Below are 15,376 nucleotides of genomic sequence, written 5' to 3'. Positions count from 1 at the left end.
GATGCCGATCGCGCCTCGCCCCCGACGCGTCGCGGGCGAGGCGCGATCGGCATCAATGCGTCGCGGCGGCGCTCGGGACGCCGGTGACCTGCGCCGAGGGCTCCTCGCTCAACCAGCGGTACAGGATGCCGCCGAGGGCACCGCCGATGATCGGCGCGACCCAGAACAGCCAGAGCTGCGCCGTCGCCCAGCCGCCGACGATGAGGGCCGGTCCGGTGCTGCGGGCCGGGTTGACCGACAGGTTGGTGATCGGGATGCCGACCAGGTGGACGAGGGTCAGGCAGAGACCGATCGCCAGCGGCGCGAAGCCCACCGGCGCCTTGCCGTGGGTCGCCCCCATGATCACGAACAGGAACATCAGGGTCAGCACCACCTCGGCGAGGAAGCAAGCGACGAGGGAGTACTGCCCGGGCGAGTGCTCGCCGTAGCCGTTGGCGGCGAAGCCCTTGGCGAGGTCGAAGCCCGGAGCGCCGGAGGCGATCACGTAGAGCAGGCCCGCCGCCGCGACGCCGCCGACGAGCTGCGCGACGACGTAGGGGACGATGTCCCGCCCCGGGAACCGCCGGCCTGCGGCGAGCCCGATCGTCACCGCCGGGTTGAGATGGCAGCCGGAAATGTGGCCGATGGCGTAGGCCATGGTGACAACGGTCAGGCCGAAGGCGGCCGATACCCCGAGCAGGCCGATCCCGACCTCCGGGAAGGCTGCCGCGACGACGGCGCTGCCGCAGCCGGCGAAGGTGAGCCAGAAGGTGCCGATCGCCTCGGCGGCGCATTTGCGGATGTCCATGGGGAGCGTCTCCTCGTGCGGGATCTCATCCCGGGCCCTGGTGTCCGGTGCCGGATCTCGGGCCGGCTTCGATGGGGCATGCGGGGACGTCGGCCGCGGGCATTCGGCCCGGATGCAGCGCCGTGCGCCGCCCGGATCCGTCGGAGGAGAGGCTATCCCAAGTATGGCCGCGAGCTTTTATGCTCGCTCACGTCATCTATACCGGAGATCGCATGGTAACGAAACCGAGGCACGCCGCCGCTGTACTGAACGGGGATGCGACCGATTGGTCAGGCGGGCTCGTATGCGCCATCGGCCGTGTTAAAGGCGAGTGATCCATGCGTGTGTGTGTATGCGCTGGAGACGGGGCGCTTCATCGTCGCTATGAGTTATGTTTTGCCAGGACATCATCACAGTAACGATGCCTCGCACTTCAATATTTATCAAATTTATCCTCATGGATGAACTTATTAATTTTCATCGATTTTGGGGCTATCCGCTGCGTTCGAGGATGTTTCGTGTGCCTTGATTCCGGCCACGAAATCCACGAGCCCGATTCTCAGGAGGACCGCCGTGTACGCCTCCCAGGTCGGTGCCGTCCTGGTCAGGTTCGCCTGCGCCTGACGCGTGAACGCGAGCACGGTGGCCGGGTCAGCGTCGAATGTTCGGCGCAGGAAGCGGTCCGGCGACAGGACCTCGACGCCATCGACCCGCAGGACTTCCTAGTCGAAATCCCCCAGGTTCCAGGTCACCAGCACTGACGGAGCCACGTGGACGGCGGCGGCTGCGACGTGGGGTCCTTCGGGTCGGTCGTCCCGAATGGCGTCGGCGTCATCGCCGGTAGCCAAGCCTCCGGGAAATGCCGCCGCATCAGTGGCACTGTTCCCGCCTCGCATCGAGCGCGCTGATCGGGTTCGATGTTCCGGAGCCACTCCTCGATGACCAGATCGGTCCAGAAGATATGGAAGACATCCTGATGCGCGAGCTGGAGGAACAGGTTGCGCAACTGCGGAGACCAGAGGACATTCGCGTCCGCGAGGACGTTGACGATCTCAGGACGCACGCGGCGCCGGTTCCTCCTGCCCGTCCGCATCCTCGCTCAGAGCCTTGGATGTGGCGCACCGCTCCTCCTCGAAGCGTCGCAGCGCCAGGACGTCCTTGTAGAGGACGCGCCTGTGCGAGCCGGCCTCCCGATAAGGCAGCCGGCCCGTCTTCATGCGATGGTAGACCACAGGCCTGGAGACGCCGAGAACCCTGGCGGCAGCCTCGGGCGACAACTCGGTGTCCCGTGACCCCAGCATGACCTCGTCGGTTTCGGCGAGCTGCGTCAAGGCGGCTTCGAGGGCCAGCACTGCCGACTCGGTCAGCGTACCGAACGTCTCGCCGGAGGGGCCAAGCAGCGTCAGGGCGCCAGCCTCGCGAGCGCCCTCGCTTCGGAACCGGCGGATCTCCTGGGCGAGACGGGCATTCGGCTCGCGATCCGCTGCGGGCGACGGGATGACGGCCACTGTCTCCGGCATGACGGCCTGTATCGCCGATGTCTGTAACAAGTGTAAGCCTGTCCGAGCGAAACGCAAGCTGCTCCGGGTGCCGTTGCCGGAACTCGCGTCCGGCCTCGGGCGCGCGCCATCAGCGCCGCCCGAACAACCGCTCCACATCGGACAGCTTCAGCTCGACATAGGTCGGGCGGCCATGGTTGCACTGGCCGGAGAACGGCGTCGCCTCCATCTCGCGCAGGAGCGCGTTCATCTCCTCCGGCCGCAGGCGGCGGCCGGCCCGGATCGAGCCGTGGCAGCTCATCCGCGACAGGACGGCGTCGAGGCGGCGGGCGAGCGGGTCGGCGCCGCCCTCGGTGAGCGCGTCGACCACATCGGTGAGGAGCGCGCGCAAGGACCCGCCGGCGAGCGCCGAGGGCACCTCCCGCACCAGCACCGCGCCGTGGCCGAAGGCTTCGAGGACGAGGCCGAGATCCTGCAGGGCGTCCGCCGCGTCGGCGAGCCGGTCGGCCTCGACGGGGTCGAGATCGACCACCTCGGGGATCAGCAGGATCTGGCGGCCGATGCCGCCACCCGCCCGCTCGCGTTTCAGCCGCTCGTAGACCAGCCGCTCGTGGGCGGCGTGCTGGTCGACGATGACGATCCCGTCCCGGGTCTGGGCGACGATGTAGGTCTCGTGCAGCTGGGCCCGCGCCGCGCCCAGGGGATGCTGCTCGGCGGGGTTGGCCGCCGCCTCGGGCGCGGGCGCGCGCTGGTCGGCGCTCGGCAGGGCGAGGTCGCCGGCAAACTGCGCCTGGGCCGCCTCGCCGAAGCCGCTCGTCGGCGCCTCGTAGGCGGCCTGGTCGGGCTCGCGCGCCTCCCGAGAGGCCTCCCAAGGAGCCTCCCGGGCGGCTGGCCCGATAGCGCGTCCGAAGGCCTCGGGCCGGCCGGACCCCGTCGGCGCGGTCTCGTCCCGGCGCGAAAACAGGCTCGCGGGCTGGCGCGCCGCGGCTTGAGCCGGCGACTGCGCCGTCACCGGAATCACCGCCGGCCGCAGGCTCTCCAGGGTGCGGGCCGCCACGGTGGCGGAGCTGCGCCCGCCTTCCCGGCGCAGGGCCTCGTGGATGGCGCTGACGATGAGCCCGCGCACCAGGCCGGGGTCGCGGAAGCGCACCTCGGTCTTGGCCGGATGCACGTTGACGTCGACGAGGGCCGGGTCGCAGGTGAGCGCGAGCGCCAGGACCGGATGGCGGTCGGAGGCCATCACGTCGGCGTAAGCCCCCCGCACCGCCGAGAGCAGCAGCCGGTCGCGCACCGGCCGGCCGTTGACGACGAAGTGGACATGGGTGGCGGCGGCCCGGTGGAAGGTCGGCAGCCCGACATGGCCGTCGAGGGCGAAGGCCTCGCGCTCCAGGCTCAGGGGCGCCGAGTTCTGCCCGAATTCCGGTCCCAGCACCGCGACGAGGCGGCGCAGCCACGAGCCCGGCCCGGACTCGGCCGGGAAGACGAGGCCGGCGGAGGACGCGTTCTCGCCCGTGAGGGTGAAGCGGATCTGCGGATGGGCGACCGCGAGGCGGCGCAGGATCTCGCCCACCGCGGTCGCCTCGGCCCGGTCGGACTTGAGGAATTTCAGCCGCGCCGGGGTGGCGGCGAAGAGGTCCGTCACCTCGATCCGGGTCCCGGGCTGGCTGGCCGCCGGCCGCACCGGCCCCTTGTGGCCCGCATCGACCACGATCGAATGGCCGCGATCAGTGCCCGGCACCCGCGAGGTGATGGCGAGGCGGGCCACCGCACCGATCGAGGGCAGGGCCTCGCCGCGAAAGCCGAGGGTGTCGATCCGCTCCAGGTCGCCGTCCGGCAGCTTCGAGGTGGCGTGGCGCTCGACCGCCAGCGCGAGGTCCTCGGGCCCCATCCCGCCGCCGTCGTCGACGACCCGGATCAGCTTGCGCCCGCCGGCGGCGATCGTCACCGCGATGCTGGACGCGCCCGCATCGACCGCGTTCTCGACCAGTTCCTTCACGGCCGAGGCCGGCCGCTCGACCACCTCGCCGGCGGCGATGCGGTCGACGAGCACCGGGTCGAGGCGGCGGACCTGCGGGCGTCCGGGGGATGAAGGAGCCATGATCCGGATATAAGCTCTTGCACGGCCCGCCAGAAGGTGCGGGGTCGCGCGTTTCCACCGGGGATGGATCGAGGCCGATGGCGCAGGATGACGGGATCCCGGGCGACGACGTGGTTTTGCGCCCCTGCCGGGAGGCCGACCTTCCCGCGGTGACGGCGATCTACGCGCGGGCCGTGATCACCGGCCGGGCCTCGTTCGAGCTCGAACCGCCGGACGAGGCCGAGATGGGCCGGCGCCGCGCGGCTCTCGTGGACGGGGGCTATCCCTACCTCGTCGCCGAGCGGGCGGGCGCCGTGGTGGGTTACGCCTATGCGGGCCCGTACCGGACCCGCCCGGCCTATCGCGGCACCGTGGAGAACTCCGTCTACGTGCGGCCGGACCAGGCCGGGCGCGGCCTCGGCCGGCTCCTGCTGGAGCGGTTGATCGCGGAGGCGACGGCGGCGGGCTTTCGCCAGATGGTCGCGGTGATCGGGGATTCGCACAACGCCGCCTCGATCGCCCTGCACGCCGCCCTCGGCTTCCGGCATGTCGGGGTGCTCGCCTCCGTCGGCTGGAAGCACGGCGCCTGGCTCGACACCGTGCTGATGCAGCGCCCCCTCGGCTCAGGGGACCGGAGCCCTCCTGACGACGGCCTTGGCGACGGGACCCCGCCGGCCGGGTGAGCGCCGCGCGAGAGGATCGTCCGCCGGCCGGTTACCGGGGCTTAACCCTGCCGGTTGTAACGCTCTTAACCATGATGGCCCGCCGTCCTTGACGGGCCCCGGCGGAGCGGACCGTGGCGGACGAGCGGCGAACACGCGGAGAGGCCGTCCCGGGTGTTCCGGCCCTGGTGCTGGCAGCTTCCCTCTTCGCCGCGGGGCCGCTCCACGCCCAGACGACCGCGCTCGGCTCGGACCAGGGATCCGGGCAAGGATTCGGGCAAGGATCGGGGCAGCTCCTGGGGCAGGCGGCCGATCCCGCCCTGGCCGGCCCGCTTCCCGGCGGCCGGGACCCCGGCACCTTCGCGCTGCGCGCGTCCAATCCGGCGCTCCAGGGCGGCCTGCCCCGCGGCCTTTCTCGTCCGGGCGCCGCCGCCCGGTTCGGTGCCCGGCCGCGCACGCCGCCGCAGCGGCGGACCCGCCAGCCCACCACCGCCGTCACCCGTCAGGCGACCCAGCAGGGCGTCGCCGACGACCTGCGCCTGCGTCCGACGGTGCAGATCCCGGTCGCCGGCCTGCCCGACATCGCGGCGGCGGCGCCGCTCCTGCGTCGCCGGACCATCGACCCCCTCGATCCTTACGCGCCGCTGGGCATCCGGGTCGGCAGCCTCACCCTGTTCCCCGCCCTGCAGCAGAGCGTCGGCTACGATTCCAACCCCGACCGATCGATCTACCGCCGCGGCTCGCTCGCCCTGCGCAGCCAGGGCGAGCTGCGCGTCGAGAGCGACTGGTCGTCCCACTCGCTCGCCGGCGAGCTGCGCGGCGGCTACTTCTCCTATCCGGACAACCGCAACGCCAACCGGCCGGACGGCGACGGGGCGATGCGCCTGCGCCTCGACGTCGCCCGCGACACCAAGGTCGATGTCGAGGGCCGCTACGCCATCTCGACCCAGCGCGCCGGCAGCCCGGACCTCAACGTCCAGGTCCGCGACCGGCCCCTCGTCGCGGCCTATGGCGGCACCGTCGGGGTGACGCAGGCCTTCAACCGCCTGCAAGTGACGGTGGCGGGCCTCGTCGACCGCCAGACCTTCGAGAACGCCCAGCTCACCGACGGCACGGTCCTGCGCCAGGACGACCGCAACGCCAACCAGTTCGGCCTGCGCCTGCGCACCGGCTACGAGATCCGCCCCGGCTTCACCCCTTTCGTCGATACCCTGCTCGACACCAGGGTCCACGACTTCGCGGTCGACCAGTTCGGCCTGCGCCGCGATTCTGACGGCATCACGGTGCGCGCCGGCTCGAGCTTCGAGTTCAGCCGGCTCCTCACCGGCGAGGTCTCGGGGGGCTACCTCGCGCGCCGCTACGCCGACAGCCGCCTGCGCGACATCACCGGCCCGGTGATCGACGGCTCGGTGACCTGGGCGGCGACCGCCCTCACCTCGGTCCGGCTCGGCGCCTCGACCGGCGTGATCGAGACCATCGTGCCGGGGGCGAGCGGCATCCTCACCCGCACCGCCGTCGCCGAGCTGACCCACGACCTGCGCCGCAACCTGCGCCTGACGCTGACCGGCACCCTGATCAGCAACGACTACCAGGGCACCAGCATCCGCGAGCAGGGCTACAGCGCAGGCGTCAAGCTCGATTACCGCCTCAACCGCTGGCTCGGCGTCCGCGCGAGCTACGCCCGCGAATTGCTGAGCAGCACGGCGGTCGGGTCGAGCTACCACTCGGATACGTATCTGCTCGGGGTGCGGGTCAACCCGTAGACCCGCCTCTCCCTGCGACACGTGCGCCGCGCAACCCGGGTCGCCCTCCCCCGGTTTCATCCGATGCAAGACCCCGATCTTCGAGGGAGGGCATGTCCGCGCGATGACGAGAGCGTTCCGGCCCGAGCGCATCTTCCTGGTCACCAGCCTGGTACTCACCGTCGCGGCGGCGGTGGCGCTCTACCTGCTGCAGGCGACCACGCTCACCATCGCGGTGGCGCCGCGCGACGGCACCGAGCCGGCGCTGATCCGCGCCTATGCGGAGGCCCTGAAGAGCACCCAGAAGGGGGTGCGCCTCAGGATCCTGCCCTTCGACGACGTGCGCGAGAGCGCCAAGGCGCTCGAGCGGGGCAAAGCCGACCTCGCGGTGGTGCGGCCCGACGTCGACCTGCCGGCGAATGGCCTGACGCTGGCGATCCTGCGCGACCAGGCGATGCTGATCGCCTCGCCGGCGCCCTCGGGCATCACGACCTTCCCGGGGCTCGCCCGCAAGCGGCTCGGCATCGTGGCCCATCGCGACGCCGACCTGTGGCTGTTGAAGAGCCTGATGGGGTATTACGGCCTCACGCTCCAGGAGGGCGGGACCGGCCCGATCCCCGCCGGACAGGTGCGGCTGGTGCCGCTGGCGGAGGAAGACCTCGCCGCGGCCTTCGCGGACAAGCGCATCGACGCGGTGGTGGCGGTGATCGCGCCCGCCGCCCCGATGGCGTTGCGCCTCGTCGGCACGGTCCAGGCGGCGAGCCGGACCCGCAAGGTCGATTTCGTCGGGGTCGAGGACGGGCCGGCGATCATCGAGCGCCTGCCCCGGCTCCAGGCGGTGACGGTGCCGGCCGGCCTGTTCGGCGGCAGCCCGAAGGTGCCGGAGGAGGAGGTGAAGACCGTCGGCGCCTCGTACCGGCTGATGGCCAAGGCCTCGATGAGCCGCACCGTGGCGGCGGACGTCACCCAGCACCTGTTCGAATTGCGCTCGCGCCTCTCCGACGCGACGCCGGCGGCCGACTACGTCGCGGCGCCGGCCTACGAGACCACCGCCGAGGCGACGAGCGCGCGGCTGCCGATCCATCCCGGCGCCATCGACTATTACGAGCGCGAGCAGCAGGGCTTCATCGAGCGCTACGGCGACTGGATCTACCTGCTGGCGGTGCTCGGCGGCGGCTTCGGCTCGGCTTTGGCCTGGCTGCGCCAGCGCCTGCGGCGCCTGCGGCGCGAGCGCATCGACGTGGTGATGGACCGCCTGCTCGAGATCCTGGCCGAGGCCCGCCGGGCCGATCCGGCCGGCCTCGATGCCCTGACCGGCGAGGTCGACAGCCTCGCGGCCGACGTGGTGCGCTACACCCGCGAGCGCGAGACCGACACCCGCACCATGGCGGCGGTGATGATCGCGATCGAGACCGCCCGCTCCACCATCGCCGATTGCCGCCGGATGGCCGGGGAGGCGGTGCCGCCGCGGCCGGCCTTCCGGCTCAGCGCTGCCGAGTAGGTGGTTACCTCACCATCGCGAGCGGTGCGCCGGACTTCGACAGGGCGCCGTCCATGGCGCCGCCCGCCGGGCGCAGGCGTGCCGCGACGGTGCCGCCGGGCTGGTACAGATAGACCTCGCCGTCGCGGTAGTCCCAGGCGGTGACCTTGGCGAGGTCCTTGTTGGCGCAGCCGGCGGACGAGGCCTTGTAGAGGTCGAGGGCCGGGGTGCTCGCCAGGTTGACCCGGCAGCTCGCGCCGGTGGCGTCCTTGGCGGTCCAGCCGCCGACGACGGCGGAGCGTCCGCCGCTCGCCACGACCGGGGCTGCCGGGGGCGGCGCGATCGCGGCCTGCTGCTGCACCGGCGGCGGGCTCGCCTCCGCCATGATCGGGCCGGAGGGGTTGGCGACCACCGGTCCGGGGGCGGCGGAGGCGCCCGGGGGCGGCGCCAGGGGAGACGAGGTCACCGGGCCCGAGGACAGGCCGGGGCCGAGATCCGGCTCCTCGGGCAGCGGAGGCCGGGCCGGGCGGCCGACCGGGCGCGCCGAGGCGTTGAGCCCGGAATCGAAGCGCGACGAGGAACAGGCACCGGCGCTCGCGGCGAGGGCCAGGGCGGCGACGGTGCAGAGGATCTGACGCGGCATCGAGGGGTCCTGCGGGAGTCCTGCGAGAGGGCTGGATCGGCTGGCCGGGACCGGGTCGGCGGCCGGCCTGCCGCTCGGGGAACGGTCGTGCTCGGCAAATACGATCCCGCGAAGGCGCGTGCAGGGCTTTCCCCAACGACAAAGGCGCCCGGAGGCGCCTTTTCGAGGGGGTGTGGCCGACAGGACCCAGTCGGCCACACCGAGAGGACGGTCCGGGAGGATCAGACCTCGCGGGCCACCATCATCTTCTTGATCTCGGCGATGGCCTTCGCCGGGTTCAGGCCCTTCGGGCAGGTGTTGGCGCAGTTCATGATGGTGTGGCAGCGATAGAGCCGGAACGGGTCGTGCAGCCCGTCCAGGCGCTCGCCGGTATTCTCGTCGCGGCTGTCGATCAGCCAGCGATAGGCCTGGAGCAGGGCCGCCGGGCCGAGGAAGCGGTCGCCGTTCCACCAGTAGCTCGGGCACGAGGTGGTGCAGCAGGCGCACAGGATGCACTCATAGAGCCCGTCGAGCCGCGCGCGGTCCTCGGGGGTCTGGCGCCACTCCTTCTCGGGCGAGGGCGTCTCGGTCTGCAACCACGGCTCGATCGCCGCGTGCTGGGCGAAGAACGCGGTCAGGTCCGGCACCAGATCCTTCAGCACCGGCATGTGCGGCAGTGGATAGATCTTGACCTGGTTGGACTTGCAGTCGTCGATGCCGAGGGTGCAGGCGAGCGTGTTCTGCCCCATGATGTTCATGGCGCAGGAGCCGCAGATGCCCTCACGGCACGAGCGCCGGAAGGTCAGGGTCGCGTCGACCTTGTTCTTGATCCAGAGCAGCGCGTCGAGGACCATCGGGCCGCAATCGTCGCGATCGACGTAGTAGGTGTCGATCCGCGGGTTGGCGCCGTCGTCCTGGTTCCAACGGTAGATGCGGAATTCCTGGACGTTCTTGGCCCCGGCCGGCTTCGGCCAGGTCTTGCCTTCGGTGTATTGGGAGCCTTTGGGGAGGTTGAACTGGGCCATCTGTCTATGCCTGATCGGTGCGGTCGAGCCCGAGGGGGCGGATGCGAGACCGCCTCGTTTCGACGGTGAGAAGGGCTCCGGAGAGCAGGTCGTCTTGCGCGCATCCCGGGCTCACACGGTGCGGAACCCGGGCAGGCGCGAGGTCCATGTCGACCATGATTTTCATGCCGCCGCTTCGCGCACGATCCAGGCCGCGTAGCGAAAGCAATCGAGCACCTCGTCGGGCTCAAGGTAGGGATAGGCCGCCAGCAACTCGTCGATGCTGACGCCCTCGCCGAGATTCCCGAGGATCATCGCGACCGTCACCCGCTTGCCGCGGATGCAGGCCTTCCCGGCCATGATGGCCGGGTCGCGGGTGATCCGGGGGAACTCGGTCATCGATCCCTCCAAGTGAGCCTTGGACTTCAGCCTTAAGTCGGCCTCAGTACACGCGGGCCTTCGGCTCGATATACGCGATGTCGTTCGACATCGTGTATGTGTGGACCGGCCGGTAGTCGATCGCGACCTTGCGGGCGTCGGGGTCGAGCCAAGCGAGCGTGTGCTTCATCCACTGCTTGTCGTCGCGGTCCGGGAAGTCCTCGCGGGCATGGGCCCCGCGGGATTCGGTGCGGTTGGCGGCGGATTCCATGGTGACGACGGCCTGGCCGATCAGGTTGTCGAATTCCAGGGTCTCCAGGAGGTCGGTGTTCCAGACCAGCGAGCGGTCGGTCACCTTCACGTCCTCGGCGCCGGCCCAGACCTTGTGGATCAGGCCCTTGCCCTCCTCCAGCACCTCGCCGGTGCGGAACACGGCGCAGTTGTTCTGCATCGTCTTCTGCATCTCGAGGCGCAGCTCCGCCGTCGGCGTGCCGCCATTGGCGTAGCGGAAGCGGTCGAGGCGCGAGAGCGCCTTGTCGGCGGAGTCCTTCGGCAGCTCCGGCAGGCGGCCGCCCTTCTCCACCGTGTCGGCGCAGCGCAGGCCGGCGGCGCGGCCGAACACCACGAGGTCGATGAGCGAGTTCGAGCCGAGACGGTTGGCGCCGTGGACCGAGACGCAGGCCGCCTCGCCGATCGCCATCAGGCCCGGCACCACGTGGTCGGGGTTGCCGTCCTTCAGGGTCAGCACCTCGCCGTGATAGTTCGTCGGGATGCCGCCCATGTTGTAGTGGACGGTCGGGATGACCGGGATCGGCTCCTTGGTCACGTCGACGCCGGCGAAGATCTTCGCGCTCTCCGAGATGCCGGGCAGGCGCTCGTGCAGGATCTTCGGGTCGAGGTGGTCGAGGTGGAGGAAGATGTGGTCCTTGTTCTTGCCCACACCGCGGCCGGCGCGGATCTCCATGGTCATGGAGCGGGAGACCACGTCGCGCGAGGCGAGGTCCTTGGCCGAGGGGGCGTAGCGCTCCATGAAGCGCTCACCCTCGGAGTTCGTCAGGTAGCCGCCCTCGCCGCGCGAGCCCTCGGTGATGAGGCAGCCGGCGCCGTAGATGCCGGTCGGGTGGAACTGGACGAACTCCATGTCCTCGAGCGCGAGGCCCGCCCGCAGCACCATGGCGTTGCCGTCGCCGGTGCAGGTATGGGCCGAGGTCGCCGAGAAATAGGCCCGGCCGTAGCCGCCGGTGGCCAGCACCGTCATGGCGGCGCGGAAGCGGTGGATCTCGCCGGTCGCCTGGTCGATGGCGATGACGCCGCGGCAGCGGCCCTCCTCGTCCATGATCAGGTCGAGGGCGAAATACTCGATGAAGAAGTTGGTCTGCGCCTTCACGGCCTGGCCGTAGAGGGTGTGCAGCATGGCGTGGCCGGTGCGGTCGGCCGCCGCGCAGGTGCGCTGGGCGGTGCCCTTGCCGTAATCGGTGGTCATGCCGCCGAACGGGCGCTGGTAGATCTTGCCCTCGGCGGTGCGCGAGAACGGCACGCCCCAATGCTCCAGCTCGTAGACCGCGGCCGGGGCGTTGCGCACCAGATACTCGATCGCGTCCTGGTCGCCGAGCCAGTCCGACCCCTTCACGGTGTCGTACATGTGCCAGCGCCAGTCGTCCGGGCCCATATTGCCCAGCGAGGCCGAGATGCCACCCTGCGCCGCCACGGTGTGCGAGCGGGTCGGGAAGACCTTGGTGATGCAGGCGGTGCGCAGGCCGGCCTGCGAGCAGCCGACGGTGGCGCGCAGGCCCGCGCCGCCGGCGCCGACGATCACGACGTCGAAGCTGTGGTCGATGATGGTGTACGCCTTGCCGTTCTGGGCCGGCGCGGCGGAAGCGGTGGAGGCCATGGGCGAGGTTCCCGTTCTGGCGTGACGCGGTCCGTCGTTACGCGAAGGCCCGCAGGCTCACGCGCACGATGGCGTAGAGGCAGGCGACCGCGACGACGACGCAGTAGAAGTTGTTGGCGATGACCGCGGCGATGCGCAGGCCCTTGTCGTGGACATAGTCCTCGATGACGATCTGCAAGCCCATCCGCATGTGGTTGGTGACCGAGAGGACGCCGAGGATCAGCAGGATCGCCACCAGCGGGTGCGACACCAGCGCGACCGCCTCCGGGTAGGACCGGCCGGCCATCAGGGCGACGATGACCACGAAGGCGAGGACGAGGGGCACGTTGGAGACCGCGGTGACGCGGTGCATCCACCACTCGCGGGTGCCGTGATGGGCAGCGCCCAGGCCGCTGACGCGGGCGCGCGGGGTGCGGATCGAGGGGCGGATGTCGGGGCGGTTGTCGACCATCGTTCGTCGTCCTCTCAGCGCGCCACGAGGGCGACGAGCCAGATCAGCACCGTCAGGGCGGTCGAGCCGATCAGGGTGAAGCGGGCCATCGCGATGCGGGTGCCGGGCTCCATGCCGTGGCCGAAATCCCAGACCAGGTGGCGGATGCCGCCGAGCATGTGGTGCATCAGGATCCAGGTATAGACGAACAGGATCAGCCGCCCGAGGATCGAGCCGAAGAACCACGCCACCGGGCCGTAGGCGCCGGGGCCGGCGGCGAGCGCCACGAGCCAGATCGCCAGCAGGGCCGTGCCGCCGTAGAGCGCGACGCCGGTGATGCGGTGGGCCACCGACATCGCCATGGTCCAGGTCCAGCGATAGATCTGGAGATGGGGCGAGAGCGGTCGCACGACCGGTCTGCCGGCGGGGTTGGTGGGCCTTGCGGTGTCCGCCATCGTGATCCTCGGAAATTCTCGGGTCTGTACCGGCTCTAAACTGGGTCACCTACCGGCTCCGCCACGCGAGCGCAACGTGGCCGTCGGTCCACGCGAGTGACAGACGCGCCCGCCTGTCTCCCTGGAACGCGTCCAATTCGCAATGCGGTTCTCGTTGACCTAGCCTTCGCCAACCACGAAGGATGGAGGTGCCCCTGGTCATCGGGGGCCGGCGCGATCTACCTTCGTGACCGGCGAAACGATCGGCCGGGGACGGGCCGTCGGCCGCGCGGGGGAGACGCCGCCATGCATTTCGATCTCGTCGACCTCAGCCTGTTTCGCCACGTGGTCGAGGCCGGTTCGATCACCCATGGGGCGAACCGCGCGAACCTGGCGCTGGCCGCGGCGAGCCACCGCATCCGCACCATGGAGGCGTCCCTGGGGGCCGCCCTCCTCACCCGGGCGCGGCTCGGCGTCACGCCGACCCCGGCCGGGCGCACGCTGCTGGCCCATGCCCGCCAGATCCTCGGCAATGTCGAGCGGCTGCAAGGCGATCTCGCCGCCTTCGCGGGCGGGGCGGCGGGGCAGATCCGCGTCCTGTCGAACACCAACGCGCTGACCGAGTTCCTGCCCGAGGTGCTCTCGGCCTATCTCGCCGTGCATCCGGGCGTCAGCGTCGACATCGAGGAGCGCCTGTCGGACGAGATCGTCGGTCTCGTCGCCGAGGGCGCGGCGGATCTCGGCCTCGTCGCCGGCACGGTCGAGACCGGCAGCCTCGAGACCCATCCGTTCCGCCGCGACCGCTTCGTGCTGGTGGTGGCGCAGGGCCACCCGCTGGCGGTGCGGGCCTCCGTGCCCTTCGCCGAGGTTCTGGGCCACGACCTCGTCGGGCTCGACCGGGCGAGCGCCCTCACTCGCTTCCTCTCGGCCAAGGCCGGGCGCAGCGGCCAGCCCCTGCGGCTGCGGGTGCAGCTGCGCGGCTTCGACGCGGTCTGCCGCCTGGTCGAGTGCCGGGTCGGCCTCGGCATCGTGCCGGAGACGACCGCGCGCCGGGCCGCCCGCACGATGGGGATCGCCATCGTCGCCCTTGAGGATCCGTGGGCGGTGCGCGACCTGACGATCTGCCTGCGCGACCTCTCCGCCCTGCCCCCCTTCGCCCAGGATTTCGTCGCCCACCTGCGGGCGCCGCAGGAGTGAGGGGGGCGTCTGGGGATCGTCACCGCGGCGGGCGCCTTCAGGCCCTGCACACCCGGCCCGTCCTCGGGTAAGACTGCCTTCACCCTGAGCGAATGAACGAGGCGGACGACCCCACCCCATGCAGGACACCGATCGCCCGCACGAGCCCGCCGCCCTGGTCGATGCCGAGGCGCATTCCGCCGGCTTCCGGCAGGTGCGCGAGGCACGCCGGCTCGAGCTGGTGGAGGATTACGTCGAGCTGATCGCCGACCTGATCGGCGATGGCGGCGAGGCGCGCCAGGTCGATATCGCGGCCCGCCTCGGCGTGGCGCAGCCGACGGTGGCCAAGATGCTCAAGCGCCTGGCCGAGGACGGCCTGGTGCAGCAGCGGCCCTACCGGGGCGTCTTCCTCACCGAGGCCGGTCGGACGCTGGCCGCGGAGGCGCGGGAGCGCCACCGCATCGTCGAATCGTTCCTGCTGGCGCTCGGCGTCAGCCCGGACGTGGCGCGCTGCGATGCCGAGGGCATCGAGCACCATGTCAGCGGCGAGACCCTGGAGGCGTTCCGCCGCTTCACCGCCGCCCGGACGGACGCCTGAGCGGCGGAACGCGCCGTCGCATCAGGCCGCCCGGACACCCTTGAGGAAGAATTCCGTCTGCGCGCTCAGCTCGCGGGAGCGGTCCGCCACGTCGGACGAGGCGGCGATCACCCGCGCGGCGGTCTTGCCGGTCTCCTCGGCGGAGGCCGACACGCTGGCGGTGCCGCTCATGACCTCGCTGGCCCCGGAGGCGGCCTGCGAGACGTTGCGGACGATCTCCTGGGTCGCGGCGTTCTGCTCCTCGACCGCCGCGGCGATCGCGGTCGTCACGCCGCTGATCTCGCGGATCCGCGCCCCGAAGCCGCCGATTGCCGACACCGCCTGCGCCGTCGAATCCTGGATCCGGGCGATCTGCGAGGAGATCTCCTCGGTCGCCTTTGCGGTCTGGTTGGCGAGTTCCTTGACCTCCGCGGCCACCACCGCGAAGCCGCGGCCCGCCTCGCCGGCCCGCGCCGCCTCGATCGTGGCGTTGAGCGCCAGGAGGTTGGTCTGGCCGGCGATCGCCGTTGCTCATCGCCACCACGTCCCCTACCCGGGTCGCGCCCTGGCTCCGGCTCTCCACCAGCTCGGCGGTCTTCGAGGCCTCCCTCCCGCTGGCCTTCGCGCGGGCCGGCGCA

The 15,376-nt window shown here is 71.2% G+C and carries 16 protein-coding genes and 1 pseudogene; 5 read left to right on the top strand and 12 right to left on the bottom strand.

Going from position 1 to position 15,376, the window contains the following annotated elements; translation table 11 throughout:
* Positions 1-52 precede the first annotated feature (52 nt).
* From aqpZ to mutL, 5 genes are all read right to left on the bottom strand, one after another.
* Positions 53-787: an aquaporin Z gene (gene aqpZ / locus VQ03_RS16285; RefSeq protein ID WP_048451944.1), complete on the bottom strand. Its 735-nt coding sequence runs from the start codon at positions 785-787 to the stop codon at positions 53-55.
* Positions 788-1,236: 449 nt separating this feature from the next.
* Complete coding sequence (locus VQ03_RS35390) at positions 1,237-1,407, bottom strand: hypothetical protein (protein WP_483428665.1); 171 nt, start codon at positions 1,405-1,407, stop codon at positions 1,237-1,239.
* Between the two features lie 107 nt (positions 1,408-1,514).
* Positions 1,515-1,829 (bottom strand): hypothetical protein, encoded by a 315-nt coding sequence (locus tag VQ03_RS16280; RefSeq protein ID WP_048451943.1) that lies wholly within the window; start codon positions 1,827-1,829, stop codon positions 1,515-1,517.
* Positions 1,819-2,286 (bottom strand): helix-turn-helix domain-containing protein, encoded by a 468-nt coding sequence (locus VQ03_RS16275; RefSeq protein WP_053078608.1) that lies wholly within the window; start codon positions 2,284-2,286, stop codon positions 1,819-1,821. The genes VQ03_RS16280 and VQ03_RS16275 overlap by 11 nt, the downstream gene beginning before the upstream one ends.
* A 109-nt stretch (positions 2,287-2,395) precedes the next feature.
* Positions 2,396-4,363 (bottom strand): DNA mismatch repair endonuclease MutL, encoded by a 1,968-nt coding sequence (gene mutL / locus VQ03_RS16270; protein WP_048451942.1) that lies wholly within the window; start codon positions 4,361-4,363, stop codon positions 2,396-2,398.
* 77 nt (positions 4,364-4,440) lie between these two features.
* Here mutL and VQ03_RS16265 point away from each other — a divergent pair, with 77 nt between their 5' ends.
* The 3 genes from VQ03_RS16265 (at position 4,441) to VQ03_RS16255 (ending at position 8,247) form a co-directional block, all read left to right on the top strand.
* Complete coding sequence (locus VQ03_RS16265) at positions 4,441-5,025, top strand: GNAT family N-acetyltransferase (protein ID WP_048451941.1); 585 nt, start codon at positions 4,441-4,443, stop codon at positions 5,023-5,025.
* 113 nt (positions 5,026-5,138) lie between these two features.
* Positions 5,139-6,767 (top strand): outer membrane beta-barrel protein, encoded by a 1,629-nt coding sequence (locus tag VQ03_RS16260; protein ID WP_048451940.1) that lies wholly within the window; start codon positions 5,139-5,141, stop codon positions 6,765-6,767.
* A gap of 103 nt (positions 6,768-6,870) precedes the next feature.
* On the top strand, positions 6,871-8,247 hold the full coding sequence (locus VQ03_RS16255; protein ID WP_048451939.1) for a TAXI family TRAP transporter solute-binding subunit: 1,377 nt from the start codon (positions 6,871-6,873) through the stop codon (positions 8,245-8,247).
* A gap of 4 nt (positions 8,248-8,251) precedes the next feature.
* Here the strand turns inward: VQ03_RS16255 and VQ03_RS16250 are convergent, their stop codons facing one another.
* The 6 genes from VQ03_RS16250 to sdhC all read right to left on the bottom strand — a co-directional run bounded on the left by VQ03_RS16250 (position 8,252) and on the right by sdhC (position 13,006).
* Entirely contained in the window at positions 8,252-8,869 is a 618-nt protein-coding gene (locus VQ03_RS16250; RefSeq protein ID WP_048451938.1) for an AprI/Inh family metalloprotease inhibitor, read from the bottom strand.
* A gap of 221 nt (positions 8,870-9,090) precedes the next feature.
* Positions 9,091-9,873: a succinate dehydrogenase iron-sulfur subunit gene (locus VQ03_RS16245; RefSeq protein ID WP_048451937.1), complete on the bottom strand. Its 783-nt coding sequence runs from the start codon at positions 9,871-9,873 to the stop codon at positions 9,091-9,093.
* 162 nt (positions 9,874-10,035) lie between these two features.
* Positions 10,036-10,251: a DUF433 domain-containing protein gene (locus VQ03_RS16240; RefSeq protein WP_048451936.1), complete on the bottom strand. Its 216-nt coding sequence runs from the start codon at positions 10,249-10,251 to the stop codon at positions 10,036-10,038.
* A 43-nt stretch (positions 10,252-10,294) separates the two neighbouring features.
* Positions 10,295-12,121 carry a succinate dehydrogenase flavoprotein subunit gene (gene sdhA, locus VQ03_RS16235; RefSeq protein ID WP_048451935.1) on the bottom strand — a complete coding sequence of 609 codons (1,827 nt, stop codon included), beginning with the start codon at positions 12,119-12,121 and terminating at the stop codon, positions 10,295-10,297.
* Between the two features lie 37 nt (positions 12,122-12,158).
* Positions 12,159-12,572 (bottom strand): succinate dehydrogenase, hydrophobic membrane anchor protein, encoded by a 414-nt coding sequence (gene sdhD / locus VQ03_RS16230; protein ID WP_048451934.1) that lies wholly within the window; start codon positions 12,570-12,572, stop codon positions 12,159-12,161.
* Positions 12,573-12,586: 14 nt separating this feature from the next.
* On the bottom strand, positions 12,587-13,006 hold the full coding sequence (sdhC, locus tag VQ03_RS16225; protein WP_048451933.1) for a succinate dehydrogenase, cytochrome b556 subunit: 420 nt from the start codon (positions 13,004-13,006) through the stop codon (positions 12,587-12,589).
* A 285-nt stretch (positions 13,007-13,291) separates the two neighbouring features.
* Here sdhC and VQ03_RS16220 point away from each other — a divergent pair, with 285 nt between their 5' ends.
* The gene (locus VQ03_RS16220; RefSeq protein WP_048451932.1) at positions 13,292-14,182 is read left to right on the top strand and encodes a LysR family transcriptional regulator; all 891 of its coding nucleotides are present in this window, start codon (positions 13,292-13,294) and stop codon (positions 14,180-14,182) included.
* A 118-nt stretch (positions 14,183-14,300) separates the two neighbouring features.
* A complete protein-coding gene (gene mntR / locus VQ03_RS16215) occupies positions 14,301-14,759 on the top strand; it encodes a manganese-binding transcriptional regulator MntR (protein WP_048451931.1) in 459 nt (152 codons plus the stop codon).
* Positions 14,760-14,780: 21 nt separating this feature from the next.
* Here mntR and VQ03_RS16210 read toward each other — a convergent pair.
* A pseudogene (locus VQ03_RS16210) lies at positions 14,781-15,376 on the bottom strand (methyl-accepting chemotaxis protein); the annotation flags it as partial.

Origin of the sequence: Methylobacterium tarhaniae (genome assembly GCF_001043955.1) — a bacterium.
In the GTDB taxonomy this organism is placed as follows: Bacteria; Pseudomonadota; Alphaproteobacteria; order Rhizobiales; family Beijerinckiaceae; genus Methylobacterium; species Methylobacterium tarhaniae.
This window is presented reverse-complemented; position numbering and strand designations above follow the sequence as displayed.